Genomic DNA, 12,753 nt, shown 5'->3' with positions numbered 1-12,753 from the left:
CGGCGGCCGTCCGCCCCGTGAGTCGCGGACGGCCTTCGGCGCCCCAGCTGCGGCGTCGGCAAGAACGTCGGCAAGAACCTTGGCAAAAACGCCGGCCGCGGGCTACAGGATTTTGCCGATGGGCTGCTTCTTCTCGGCCTGGAACTTGTCCTCGGTGCGCCCGTAGGCCCAGTAGCCGGAGAGCGACACCTGCGAACGTTCAAGGCCGCGCTGCTTGAACAACAGCTCGCGCATCGCCTTCATGTATTCACGTTCGCCGTGGACAAAGGCGTCGACCAAACCGGCCGGCCACGGCCCGTTCGCGACGGCGTCAAGGAGCGCCGTGCATTGGTCCGGTGCCGTACCGTTGCGGAAAACCCAGGTGAGCTCAACGCCGTCGGGCTTCTCCAAGGGCTGGATGTCAGCGGCGGTGTCAGCCTCGATGTAGGCGTGGCCGAGGGCGCCGGCCGGGAGCGATTCCAGCGCGGTGGCAATGGCCGGCAGGGCCGACTCGTCGCCGGCAAACAGGTGCCAATCGGCGTCGGGGTTGGGCTTGAAAGCGCCCCCAGGGCCACTGAAAATGATGCTGTCGCCCGGCGCAGCGGCCGCAGCCCACGGCCCGGCCAGGCCCTCTTGCCCATGCACCACAAAGTCGATCGCGATTTCCTGTGCGGCTGCGTCCACCCAGCGGACGGTGTAGGTGCGGGTCACTGGCCAGTGCTCGGGCGGCATGGTGTCCCGGAGCGCGAACACATCCACCGGCTGGGGATAGTCCACGCCGGGCTGCAGGAAATGAATCTTCACATACATGTCGGTGGCGTCCTTGGCCTCAAATTTCGCCAGCTCGGGGCCGCCGGCAATGACACGCACCATGTGCGGGCTGAGCTGTTCGGTGCGGACCACCCGAAGGGCGATTTGAGCGCGGGGACGGGGCGCGCGGGCCGGTGCTGCGGCAGGGGCGGTGTCGGCTGTTGTCACAGGGGGCTCCTCTTGCCGGACACGGGCCCGGCCTGGTTGGCGCGTCGCTCGCGCCTCGTGAAGTTAGGTTGTCCTAACTAGTCTAGGCCATGGGGAATGGCCCAGTCGATCGGAACGGCGCCTTGCGCTACCAGCAGATTGTTGACGCGGCTGAAGGGCTTGGAACCAAAGAAGCCCCGCGACGCCGACAACGGGCTGGGGTGGACCGACTCGACCACCGCTGTGCCTGCCAGCAGGGGAGCCAGGCGCTGGGCATCCCTGCCCCACAACACACTGACCAGCGGCTTGTTTCTGGCCGCAAGCGCCGCAATGACAGCCTCGGTGACTTCTTCCCACCCACGACGGCGGTGCGAACCTGCCGCTCCGGGCGCCACCGTGAGAACCCTGTTGAGCAGCAGGACACCCTGTCCGGCCCAGGCGGTGAGGTCGCCGTGGGCGGCGGGGGTTATGCCCAGGTCGGCTTCGAGTTCCTTGTAAATGTTGTTCAGGCTGCGGGGGAGCGGACGCGTTGTCCTGTCCACCGAGAATGCGAGGCCCACCGAGTGCCCCGGTGTCGGGTACGGGTCCTGGCCGACGATCAAGACCTTGACCTCCGCCAGGGGCGTGCCCAGCGCACGCAGCACCTGGGTGGGTTGGGGCAGGAAGCGGGTTCCGGCGTCGTACTCCTTGGCCAGCATGGCACCCAAGTTGCGCAAGGTGGCATCCAAGGGGGCCAGTGCTGCTGCCCAATCGGTGGCCATCATGGTCAGGGGAGCGGTGCGCAAGGTGGCCAGGGCCTCCAACTGCCGGGAGTCCCACGGGGCGGGGGCTGGGAGGTCAAAGAGTCCGGGGGTGCTGTCCATGGTCTCCATTGTGGACCATCGGCGGCGGGCGCGCGGTCCATCGCGGCGCCGTTCATTCCTGCACATCGGGAGCCCGCGGGCGGCTCGTCCACAGCAGCCCAAATGACATAGCTGTGATTCGCCCTTATTATGGACAGAGCGGGCCATTGACCATGGGCCGGAACGCGAGAATTTCAAGGGAGGGCTGTTGTGGCCGATGCAGTCCAGCACGGGCAGGACCCGGCGGATAATGCCCTGGCGGACCCGGCCCCAGCGGCGGCATCCCGGGACGGGATCAGCGAACGCGACGGCCAAATGCTTGACCTGGAACGGCAATGGTGGAAATACGCCGGCGCCAAGGAACAGGCCATCCGCGACATGTTCGACCTTTCAGCGACCCATTATTACCAGGTCTTGAACGCCCTGATCGACACGGATGCGGCATTGGCCTATGACCCCATGCTGGTCAAACGGTTGCGTAGACTACGTACGTCACGTCAACAGGCCCGATCCGCACGCCGGCTGGGCAACTGACGCGCCCCTCACCCAACGTACCCACAAGGACAACACTGCACAATGAGTAAATACCCGCGGGATGAATTCGACGCCGTTGAGGAGAGTTCGGCACGCCACGGCGTCCACCGGACCTCGATGGGGCCGCAAAGGCGCTCGTTGATGCCGTTGATGATTTTTGGAATTGCGGTGCTGTGCGTTGGCTTTTTTGCGTTTCTCATCGTGCCCAAGGTGCTCAACAACACCACGCCGCCCCCGGTTGCGGTGAACTCGTCCTCGGCTCCCGCAGCAACCCCGGCGGCTATTCCCACGAAAGCGCCCACACCAGCTCCTGAGGAAGCACCGTCGCCCACTGCTGAGTCCACGCCCGACTCCGTGGTCGACAAGAGTGCTCCGGTGGCAATTTTCAATGCCACCGGCATCTCCGGGCTGGCCGCACGGTACTCCGGGCTCGTCACGGCCGACGGCTGGGCGGTTTCGCAGTCGGCCAACTGGGCGGGGCAGCCCCAGACAACGTCAGTAATCTTCTACAACGGCGTGGAGCAGAAGGCCAACGCGGAAGCACTTGGTGTATTGTTGAACATTCCGACAGTGGTCGACACCGCAGAGCTGGGAGTGCCGCTCTCGGTGGTGTTGGGGCCCGGCGCCTAACTCTCACCACGCATGTCAACGGCCCCCACGTCAATGATGTGGGGGCCGTTGTTGTGCCGGCTCATGCGGGGTGCGGCGGTCCCGGCCGCGGGCCTGGCTGCCTGCACTTCAAAAACTACCCTTCAAGCACAGCGCTTAACATACGACGGAGATGGGCACCTCTCTGCTGAAGGGTGCCCATCTCCGTCGTACTACATACCTTCGGCAACGGCAGACAGGTCCGCCGCGCTCCGGGAATTAGTCTTTGAGCGGGATGCCCTTGGCGTCTGTGCGGTAGCCGTCCTGGCCGATGAGGATCAAGATGCCCTCGACCAAGCCCCAGATTGCCATGACCGGGTAGAGGAAGCCGATGCTGAGTACTGAAACCAGCAGCTGGATCAAGGCGTTCTTGTTCTTGCCCAGGTAAAAGTTGTGGATGCCCAAGCCGCCAAGCAGAATGCCGAGGATACCGGCAACCACCTTGGACTTCTGCTCTCCACCCGGAGCGACACCATACCCCGGCTGCTGGTACCCCTGCTGCATGTTCTGCTGCGGATAGCCCTGCTGGGCGCCTGGCTGCGGGTAGCTCGGAGCCTGCGGTTCCGCCGGCTCCTGGTAGCTCGGGGCGGCTGGGGGCTCGAACGACGCGGGCGCCTCGTAGCTGGGCGGTGCCTGGCTGCCGGCGGCATAGCTGGCGGGCTGGTCGTAGCCGGCAGGAACCTCGGGCTCGGCCGGCGGAGTCTTTTCGGGGTTGATATTTTCACTCATGGTGTCTCCTGGTGCTAGTGCTGTGGCACACGCCGCTGCCGGGAGGCAGGGTGTAAATTGCTTATGCGTGCATCGGAATACTTACAGGCACCACGCTATCTGTTCATGGGGCTCTCCGAAAGAGCAGCCCGCCAGTGAGTCGCGACTGTGACTGTCGGCATCGAATCCAAGCTAAGTGGAGCTCAAACTGTCTCGATGCCAAACAGTGCCGATTCGTACCTATACAAACTGGCTCGTTCCCAGATGGTCGGCATGACGCGTTCGCGGCCTCCGTTGACGCAGCCCGGGGGTGGTTCTTGCCGGCAACCGTGCGGCTTTGCCTGCCCGGTGTGCTTCTGCTGGCGTTCGCCACAAGCCGATACTCGGCTTCCCACTTGCACTCTGTGGTGCCGGGTGCTAATTATTGAGTTAGCACTCTGAGGTGGTGACTGCTAATTATTAGCTGTTCAACCGCCGTCGGAGGATTGAACTTTCCTCATTGGGCGAGGGTTCGCAGCCGGTGTAAATAGATCATTGGCTGGGAATCCGTCCGTCGCGGGCGCCGCAATGAGGATCTCTCTATCCGAAATGACTGTCCCGAAAGGACTGAAGCCTCCATGGCCAAACTCATTGCATTTGATGAAGAGGCACGCCGCGGCCTTGAGCGTGGGTTGAACATCCTCGCCGACGCTGTCAAGGTCACCTTGGGCCCGCGCGGTCGCAACGTTGTTCTCGAAAAAAAGTGGGGAGCACCCACAATCACCAACGATGGTGTTTCCATCGCCAAGGAAATCGAACTTGACGATCCTTACGAGAAGATCGGCGCCGAGCTGGTCAAGGAAGTCGCCAAGAAGACTGACGACATTGCCGGCGACGGCACCACCACGGCCACCGTGCTGGCACAGGCACTCGTCAAGGAAGGCCTGCGCAACGTAGCCGCCGGCGCCGACCCGCTGTCACTTAAGCGCGGCATCGAGAAGGCTGTTGCAGCCGTCATCGAGCAGCTGCTCGCTTCCGCCAAGGAAATCGAGACCAAGGAAGAGATCGCCGCAACCGCGTCCATCTCCGCCGGGGACCCCGAGATCGGTGCACTTATTGCCGAAGCACTGGACAAGGTTGGCAAGGAAGGTGTTATCACCGTCGAGGAGTCCAACACCTTCGGCCTGGAACTCGAGCTCACCGAGGGCATGCGCTTCGACAAGGGTTACATCTCCGCGTACTTCGTGACCGACACTGAGCGACAGGAAACGGTTCTTGAAGACCCGTACATCCTGATCGTGAACTCCAAGGTCTCCAGCGTCAAGGACCTGGTCGCCGTTCTGGAAAAGGTCATGGCGTCCAACAAGCCGCTGCTGATCATCGCCGAAGACATTGAGGGCGAAGCTCTTGCCACGTTGATCGTGAACAAGATCCGCGGCCTGTTCAAGTCCGTTGCAGTCAAGGCTCCGGGCTTCGGCGACCGCCGCAAGGCTCAGCTCGCTGACATCGCCATCCTCACCGGTGGCCAGGTCATCGCTGAAGAAGTCGGCCTGAAGCTCGAAAACACCACACTCGACCTGTTGGGCAAGGCCCGCAAGGTTGTTGTGACCAAGGACGAGACCACGATCGTCGATGGAGCCGGCGATGCCGAAGCCATTGCCGGCCGTGTTGCACAGATCCGTGCCGAGATCGAAAACTCCGATTCCGACTACGACCGCGAGAAGCTGCAGGAACGACTGGCCAAGCTGGCCGGCGGCGTTGCAGTCATCAAGGCCGGTGCCGCAACCGAAGTTGAGCTCAAGGAGCGCAAGCACCGCATCGAAGATGCAGTGCGCAACGCAAAGGCTGCTGTCGAAGAGGGCATCGTCCCCGGCGGTGGCGTTGCCTTGATCCAGGCAGGCGTTACGGCGTTCGAAGGCTTGAACCTGACCGGCGACGAAGCAACTGGCGCGAACATCGTCCGCGTTGCCATCGATGCTCCGTTGAAGCAGATTGCCTTCAACGCAGGCATGGAGCCCGGCGTAGTTGTGGACAAGGTCCGCGGCTTGCCCATCGGCCACGGTCTGAACGCTGCAACCGGCGTTTACGAAGACCTGCTGGCTGCTGGCGTCAATGACCCGGTAAAGGTCACCCGCTCTGCCCTGCAGAACGCGGCATCCATTGCCGGTCTGTTCCTCACCACCGAAGCTGTTGTCGCAGACAAGCCTGAGAAGGCTGCTCCGGCTGGCGGCGGCGGAGACGACATGGGCGGCATGGGTGGCATGGGCGGCTTCTAGTCCCCAACACCCGTTCGACTAACAAAAGGCGCCATCGCCCCGAGGGTGGTGGCGCCTTTTGTGTGCCCGAAACTGCGGCTGCAGCGACCCTTTGCACTTAAATGTCAGTGGAGTCTGAAAGTATGGGGTCATGACAATTGTTGCTGCTGCCGATGGTTCGGCTTTGGGAAATCCCGGTCCTGCGGGCTGGGCTTGGTACGTCGATGACAACTGCTGGGGTGCTGGCGGCTGGCCACACGGAACCAACAACATGGGTGAGCTCATGGCAGTCCTGGACTTGTTCAAGTCCACAGCCCACCTCCCGCAGGAACCGCTGCACATCCTGTGCGACAGCCAATACGTCATCAACAGCGTCACCAAGTGGATGCCCGGATGGAAACGCAAGGGCTGGCGCAAATCCGATGGGAAGCCCGTGCTCAACATCGAGTTGCTCAAGGAAATTGATGCAGCCATTGCCGGACGGAAATACACCTTTGAATGGGTCAAGGGGCACGCGGGCCACGACCTGAACGAAGCCGCCGATGTCCGAGCCCGTGACGCCGCAACGGCCTACCAGGCAAAACGAGCCCCGAACCCGGGGCCGGGTTTCCCCGGCGCCGGTCAGGCCGCCGCCGAAGGATCAGCCGCCGCGACGTCGGCCCCCACTGCGGGCCAGCCGCCGGCCAACGGCAATGCTGACCACTTGATCTCCAAGTCAACCGCGGGAGAGTTTTCGACTGCTCCCGTACAGACCGCCTTGCTGCTGGACGAGTTGGAACAACCTGACCTGTTTTCCATGCTGGATGACGAAGCCGATCCGGCCTTCACGGAGCAACGGTCCGAATCGCTGGAAACCGTTGTGCAGCTGGAGCGGGAGCTGCTGGATCCCGCGGTCCGGTCCGATCCCTTGCGGGCGGGGGAGCTGTTGCATCCTGACTTTGAAGAAATCGGAGCGTCCGGCCGACGCTGGAACCGGCAGGAGATCTTGGAGATGTTCGCCGATGAAGAATCGACCAGCATTGATTTGCAGGTCCTGTCACTGGCCCAGCTGGACACCAACACCGCCATTCTGACGTATCGCAGCGTTTCCCCGACCGGAAGCACGTTGCGCAGCTCCTTGTGGCTAGCCGACAACGGACAGTGGCGCCTGCGTTTCCACCAGGGGACCCGCGAAAGCTGAGGCAGTGGTTGGGCCCACGCTCCCGAGGGCCCCGCTGCGTGCTTGCGAGCGAGCGGTGAAGGAGGGAATGGGGACTAGCGCGCCGTGAACATCCGGGTGTTGGCATCCTCGGCTTGTGCATACTGGGTTGCAGCCATGGACAGGGCACCGTTGATGCTCTCGAGTGAGGACTCAACCCGCAGCTCGGTGGCGTGCCATTCCTGCAGCAATGCCTGAAAGTTGGTGGCCGCCGAGCCTGTCCAAGTGGACTGGAGGTCCAGGAGGTTGCGCTTCATGGCGTCGACCTCCATCCGAATTCGATCCACCGAGCCTTTGACTGCTGTGCTTTTGAGCGCAAGGTCGTCGCTGTTGACGTTGAACTGTGCCATGGGAGGGGCCCTGTCTGGGAGTTGGGGATGGCTGACCATCGCTGACAATTCCCAGCCTAGAAGCCGCTGGTTGGTGGGGATACCTGCACCGCAGAAACAGTGGACTGCCAGGCCCACTGGCCCGCCTGTGGAGGAATCAGAGCCGGTGCCCCAGCCTCAGGCAGGCCCAGCCGCTTCGGGCCCAGCTGCACCGGTACCCGTGCCGTCGTCAGTGCCCTCCGCTTCCGTGCCCTCCCCGTCAAGGGGCTGGAACGGCAGCTCTATCACGAGGGTTGCCCCGCCGCCGGGGGTCTGCTCCAGGCGGACTGTACCTGCGTGCGATGCCACAATGGCTGAAACAATGGCAAGCCCGAGCCCGCTGCCTCCGGTGTTCCTGTCACGGGAGGAATCTGCCCGGTAGAAACGTTCAAAAACGCGGGGCGCTTCCTCTTCCGAGATGCCCGGGCCGTGGTCACGGATCTTGATCACCGAGAACTTGTGCCCGTCGTCGTCGCGGGTGCCCACCATGATTTCAATGGGAGAGCCTTCGGGTGTGTACCGCAGGGCATTGCCCATGAGGTTGGCCACGACCTGGCGCAATTTGGCGTCGTCACCGACGCTGGGCGCGGGGGTGCCGGGGCCGCCGTCGAGCCCCACCACGGCGAAGGTCCTGTCATGGGCGGCCGCCCGCGCGTCCAACACGGCGTCGTGGCCGATGATCAACAGGTCAACGGGCTTGAGCTGCAGGGGCCGCTGTTCGTCGATGCGGGCAAGCATGAGAAGGTCTTCGACGAGCTCACCCATGCGCTTGGCTTCGCTCTCGATCCGGCCCATGGCCGTGCCGACGTCGTCCGGGGTTTGCAGGGCGCCGTGGCGGTACAGCTCCGAGAAGCCGCGAATGGTCACCAGAGGCGTGCGGAGCTCGTGGGAGGCGTCAGCCACAAAACGGCGCATGCGCTTTTCCGAAGCCGTTCGAGCCGCAAAGGCATGTTCAATGTGGGCCAGCATGGTGTTGAGGGAGCCCGACAGGCGGCCCACTTCCGTGGCGGGGTTCTCAATTTCAACGCGCCGTGAGAGGTCGCCGGCGGCAATGGCTGCAGCGGTTTTCTCCACCCGGCCAAGGGGCCTGAACGACCTGGTGACCGTCCAATAGGCAATCATGGTGCCAAGGGTGACCGCCAAAATGGCGACGCCGGCAATGACCACTGCCAAGCGCTCCAAGGTGATGTTCAAGTTCTCATAGGGCAGGCCGACCACTACGTAGCCGAGGTATTCGGGCCGGTTCTGGCTCACGTCCGAGAGTCCGAAGTTGAACTTCTGCGGGGCGATGACGCTGATCCGCCAGGCGGCGCCGCCGTCGGTGCTGGCAACAGTAAACTGCTGGCCGTTGAGCGCCTGGGCTTCCTCCATCGTGTAGGAGGGGTAGACGGGTTTGTCCTTGCCTGAACGATTTTGGTCGGCCAGGTTCCCGTCGTCGTAGTGAAAGCCCACGTAGTAGTCGAAGCTAAAAGGCGATTGGCCGGAGGTTTGGGAATCGACGGTGCCGCGTTCGACGATGGATTTTTGGAACGTTGTCAGCTGGGTGTCCATCTGGTCTTCCAGAAAGGAATGCAGCAAAAGAAACGTTGTGGCGCCAAGTGCCAGCAATGACACGGTCAACAGCGCGCTGATGATGGCCACCAGCTGGGAGCGCAGGGAGGCGTTCTTCCACAACGTAATCAAGGTATTTGCAGCGCGCTAGCGCTTGTCGGCCGTTCGGAGCACGTAGCCCACTCCGCGCTTGGTCTGGATCAGGGCGGGCAGTGAGGCGTCAATGTCCACCTTGCGGCGCAGGTAGGAGATGTACGATTCCACGATCGAGGCGTCGCCGTTGAAGTCGTATTCCCACACGTGGTCAAGGATTTGGGCCTTGGACAGCACCCGGTTGGGGTTGAGCATCAGGTAGCGCAGCAGCTTGAACTCTGTGGGGGAGAGCTCCACCGTCTTGCCGGCCCGGCGCACCTCGTGGGCGTCGTCGTCGAGCTCCAGGTCGGCAACGCGCAGCACGGCGTCGTCGTCCTCCATGGGCTGGGTGCGGCGCAACACCGCACGGATGCGGGCCACCACCTCATCCAGGCTGAACGGCTTGGTCACATAGTCGTCACCACCCACTGTCAGGCCGGTGACCTTGTCCTCGGTGTCGTCCCGGGCGGTAAGGAACAGGACAGGGAAGTGCCGGCCGGCCGCACGCAGCCGGCGGGTCACGGTAAATCCGTCCATGTCAGGGAGCATGACATCCAGGACGGCAAGGTCGGGGTTGTGCTCTTCGGCTGCGGCCAGGGCTTCGCGCCCGTTGGCGGCAGCGATGACCTCAAACCCTGCGAAACGCAGGGAGGTCGAGAGCAGCTCACGAATGTTCGGCTCGTCATCAACAACGAGCAGCTTGGCTTCAGGTCCGGTCTTTTTCACCATTTCAGTCTCCGACCATTGGCTGGGAATATGCTGGATATTCCGTGGGTAAGTGCTGTCAGCTTACGCCCAGTGAGTTCCCAGCTGCTAGTGGGGCGCGCGAAAGATTTCCTGCCGGTCCCTTTCGGCAGGCGCGGGGGTGTCCGGCCGGGCGGGTCAGTGTCAGCCCTGGCAAGGCGGGCAACCACCGGGGCCTGCCGGTGTTCCGCAGGCGGAATGAAGACGTAGCGGAGGTGCCTCCCGCATCGATGGAAAGCGGTTTCCGCGCTAGTCTGGTTGAGTTACGTACATTCGCTGTTGAAAGGTGCACCATGCCATTGGCATTTTCCACCCTGGGGTGTCCCGGCGACTCCCTGGCGCAGGTCATCGACACGGCCCATGCTGCGGGAGCCGCCGGGCTCGAACTGCGGGCGGCCGACGGTGAGTTCGTGTTCGACGGCATGGACGCCGAACAGCGGGCCTTCGTGGCTGCCGGGTTGGCCGACGCCGGGCTGACGGTGCTCACGCTGGCCAGTTACGTGCGTGTTTGCGCCACGATGCCAGTTTTGGGCACCCCGGCCGACGGCGACACCAGCGGTGACTCTGCAGGCGCCTGCACCGGGGTCAAGGGAAACCCCGGCGCCAGTGATCCGGTGCTCGCAGAGCTGCTGACCGCCGTCGACCTTGCCGCCGATCTTTCCGCCGGAAATGCCGGGGCCGGCGCGCAGGTCCGGGTGTTTCCCGGTGCCGGGCTGGAACCCTGCCGACAGGGGGAGCAGCCGTCGGACGACATGGCGGCTGCGGACCTACGCGGTGCCCACCGGCTCAATGCTGCGGCCGTCCATGCGCGGAGGCGCGGGGTGTCGATGCTGTTGGAAACCCACGACTCGCACCCGCGGGCCAGCGACCTGATGAGAATTTTGGCCCACGTGGCACCCGATGCTCCGGTCAAGGTGATTTGGGATCTCATGCACCCCTGGCGCCATGACGAAGCGCCTGAACGCACGGCCGGACTGCTGGCCGGTTGGCTGGCGTATGCGCAGTTCAAGGACGGGGTGCGCAATCCGGGAACCAACACCGTGACGCTCACCCTGCCGGGCAAGGGCGAGCTCCCGCTGGTCCGGATGCAGGCCCTGCTGGCCGACGTGGCCACAGCCCAGGGAATCGCCGATCCGTGGGTGTCGCTGGAATGGGAGCGAGCCTGGCACCCGGAGTTGCCGCCGGTTGCCGAGGCGCTGGTGTCGCTCAAGGCGGTCCTGGCCTGAGCCCTCGCGCCACACCGGAACACCTCAGGAATCGACGCCTGCGCCATCGACGCCTGGGGAGGTTCCCGGTGCGCGGCGGCCCCAAAAAATTCCCCTAACACCCTCTTGTATTCCTAATGCCATTAGGCGCACACTGGGGAGATGGACGTACTCAAGGACAGGCGCCAACTCCGCCGGCAGGCCACGATTGAGGAAATCCTCGCCGCCGCCGTGAAGCTGATGGCCCGCGACGGTGTGGCAGGGATGTCACTCTCGGCGGTCGCCCGTGCCGTCGGCATGAAGCCACCGTCGCTCTACGAGTACTTCCCCTCCAAAATGGCGCTTTACGACGCACTCTTTGCCCAGGGCAGCGCCGACCTGGCCACCGCCGTGCGGGCGGCCGTCTCCGACGCCGGCGAGGATCCGGTGGCAGCACTGCTGTCCGGGGGCCACGCCTACGTGGGCTGGCTGGTGCGACATCCGGTCAGCGCCCAGTTATTGGTCTGGCGTCCAGTGCCGGGCTTCGAACCCTCGGCCCAGGCCTACGCCCCCAGCGTTGACCTCATGGCTGAAACGCGGGAGCTCATGGCTCTCGCCGTCGAGCGGGGCCGGTTACTTCCAGCCGCCGCCACTGAAGACGCCATCTTGCTGTTCACCTCGGTGATCGCCGGCGTCGTTTCCCAACAACTGGCCAACGAACCGCTCGGCGGCGCAGAGTCCGGCCGGTACACCCGGCTGATGGATCCCGCGATGGCCATGTGGCTGGCCCAATACACTCCCTGAAGGAGTACGTCATGAATTCCACCGCCAAGCTTGCCAAAACCCTTCCCCAAACCGGCCGTGACGCCGCCGCCGACGCCTACCTGACGGTCATGACAGCCCTGGCGGATTTCCTGGATGCGCTCGCCCCGCCCCAGTGGAAGCTGGACACCGACTGCGCCGGCTGGACCGTGCGCCATCTGACAGCCCACCTGCTGGGCGCCCAGGAGGATGCGCTGCACGTGCCCACCGTCATGTGGCGCAGGCTGAGGGGACGACGGCGCTATCCCCACCTGTCGCCGCTTGACGCGGCCAACCAGGTCCAAGTCGACGACCACACCCGTGACCCCATCGAACAGCTCCGCCGGCGTTACCGGGAGAATGCCCCGAAGGTGGCAAAACGTGTTCACAACTTTCCGTCCCTGCTCACAGGCATTCCCGTGGACCCAACCATGGCCCCGGGAAATGTTCCGCTGCGGCTTGGCTACCTGTTCAACGTGATTTACCTTAGGGATGCCTGGCTGCACGGTATTGACCTGGCCCGGGCCGCGGGCCTGCCACGGTCAGGGACCGCAGCGGACGCCTTGGTGCTGGAGCAGATCGTGCGGGACGCCGCCATAGCGTGGGGCGAGGGGCCCGGCGTCGAACTTCTCCTGACGGGGGAGCTGGAGGGGACGTGGCGGCTGGGTGATGCCGCAGGGCAAGGCCGGGTGCAGGCTGATGGCGTGGAATTTTGCCGGAGCCTGTCAGGACGGGACCCCGATTCAGGCATCAGCGCGCTTTCGGGAGACGCCGCGCTCGCTGACCGGCTCGCGGAGCTGCGAATCGTGTTCTAGCCAGATCCAGATGGCAGTTGTTGGATGCGCTTTCCGGGCCGGGCCGTGGAGCTGTCAA

Annotated in this window: 13 protein-coding genes; 7 read left to right on the top strand and 6 right to left on the bottom strand. The window is 64.0% G+C overall.

Annotation, left to right across the window (positions count from 1 at the left end; genetic code table 11):
• Positions 1-102: 102 nt before the first annotated feature.
• Both AC1L6K_RS18945 and AC1L6K_RS18940 read right to left on the bottom strand, forming a co-directional pair.
• Positions 103-957, bottom strand: a complete 855-nt coding sequence (locus AC1L6K_RS18945; RefSeq protein WP_480950380.1) for a siderophore-interacting protein — start codon at positions 955-957, stop codon at positions 103-105.
• A 77-nt stretch (positions 958-1,034) separates the two neighbouring features.
• Positions 1,035-1,799, bottom strand: coding sequence for a uracil-DNA glycosylase (locus AC1L6K_RS18940; RefSeq protein WP_480950379.1), 765 nt, complete (start codon positions 1,797-1,799; stop codon positions 1,035-1,037).
• Between the two features lie 234 nt (positions 1,800-2,033).
• Between AC1L6K_RS18940 and AC1L6K_RS18935 the strand changes: the two genes are divergently transcribed.
• Both AC1L6K_RS18935 and AC1L6K_RS18930 read left to right on the top strand, forming a co-directional pair.
• Positions 2,034-2,312: a DUF3263 domain-containing protein gene (locus AC1L6K_RS18935; protein ID WP_480952823.1), complete on the top strand. Its 279-nt coding sequence runs from the start codon at positions 2,034-2,036 to the stop codon at positions 2,310-2,312.
• A gap of 42 nt (positions 2,313-2,354) precedes the next feature.
• On the top strand, positions 2,355-2,942 hold the full coding sequence (locus tag AC1L6K_RS18930) for a LytR C-terminal domain-containing protein (protein ID WP_480950378.1): 588 nt from the start codon (positions 2,355-2,357) through the stop codon (positions 2,940-2,942).
• 237 nt (positions 2,943-3,179) lie between these two features.
• On the opposite strand, the gene AC1L6K_RS18925 is transcribed toward AC1L6K_RS18930, so the two are convergent.
• Positions 3,180-3,689: a TM2 domain-containing protein gene (locus AC1L6K_RS18925; protein WP_480950377.1), complete on the bottom strand. Its 510-nt coding sequence runs from the start codon at positions 3,687-3,689 to the stop codon at positions 3,180-3,182.
• A 596-nt stretch (positions 3,690-4,285) separates the two neighbouring features.
• Between AC1L6K_RS18925 and groL the strand changes: the two genes are divergently transcribed.
• Complete coding sequence (gene groL / locus AC1L6K_RS18920) at positions 4,286-5,923, top strand: chaperonin GroEL (RefSeq protein WP_480950376.1); 1,638 nt, start codon at positions 4,286-4,288, stop codon at positions 5,921-5,923.
• Positions 5,924-6,053: 130 nt separating this feature from the next.
• Positions 6,054-7,082 (top strand): RNase H family protein, encoded by a 1,029-nt coding sequence (locus AC1L6K_RS18915; protein WP_480950375.1) that lies wholly within the window; start codon positions 6,054-6,056, stop codon positions 7,080-7,082.
• A gap of 74 nt (positions 7,083-7,156) precedes the next feature.
• On the opposite strand, the gene AC1L6K_RS18910 is transcribed toward AC1L6K_RS18915, so the two are convergent.
• The 3 genes from AC1L6K_RS18910 to AC1L6K_RS18900 form a co-directional block, all read right to left on the bottom strand.
• Positions 7,157-7,450 carry a WXG100 family type VII secretion target gene (locus AC1L6K_RS18910; protein WP_480950374.1) on the bottom strand — a complete coding sequence of 98 codons (294 nt, stop codon included), beginning with the start codon at positions 7,448-7,450 and terminating at the stop codon, positions 7,157-7,159.
• A gap of 156 nt (positions 7,451-7,606) precedes the next feature.
• Positions 7,607-9,151 carry a sensor histidine kinase gene (locus AC1L6K_RS18905; protein ID WP_480950373.1) on the bottom strand — a complete coding sequence of 515 codons (1,545 nt, stop codon included), beginning with the start codon at positions 9,149-9,151 and terminating at the stop codon, positions 7,607-7,609.
• A gap of 15 nt (positions 9,152-9,166) precedes the next feature.
• Entirely contained in the window at positions 9,167-9,877 is a 711-nt protein-coding gene (locus AC1L6K_RS18900; RefSeq protein WP_110484446.1) for a response regulator transcription factor, read from the bottom strand.
• Positions 9,878-10,188: 311 nt separating this feature from the next.
• Between AC1L6K_RS18900 and AC1L6K_RS18895 the strand changes: the two genes are divergently transcribed.
• The 3 genes from AC1L6K_RS18895 to AC1L6K_RS18885 all read left to right on the top strand — a co-directional run bounded on the left by AC1L6K_RS18895 (position 10,189) and on the right by AC1L6K_RS18885 (position 12,695).
• Complete coding sequence (locus AC1L6K_RS18895) at positions 10,189-11,121, top strand: sugar phosphate isomerase/epimerase family protein (RefSeq protein WP_480950372.1); 933 nt, start codon at positions 10,189-10,191, stop codon at positions 11,119-11,121.
• Between the two features lie 141 nt (positions 11,122-11,262).
• The gene (locus tag AC1L6K_RS18890; RefSeq protein WP_480950371.1) at positions 11,263-11,883 is read left to right on the top strand and encodes a TetR/AcrR family transcriptional regulator; all 621 of its coding nucleotides are present in this window, start codon (positions 11,263-11,265) and stop codon (positions 11,881-11,883) included.
• Positions 11,884-11,894: 11 nt separating this feature from the next.
• Entirely contained in the window at positions 11,895-12,695 is an 801-nt protein-coding gene (locus AC1L6K_RS18885) for a maleylpyruvate isomerase family mycothiol-dependent enzyme (RefSeq protein ID WP_480950370.1), read from the top strand.
• Positions 12,696-12,753 lie beyond the last annotated feature (58 nt).

This window comes from Specibacter sp. BI4 (assembly GCF_056680095.1).
Note: the sequence above shows the minus strand (reverse complement) of the source record. Positions and strands in the feature narration are given on the sequence as shown.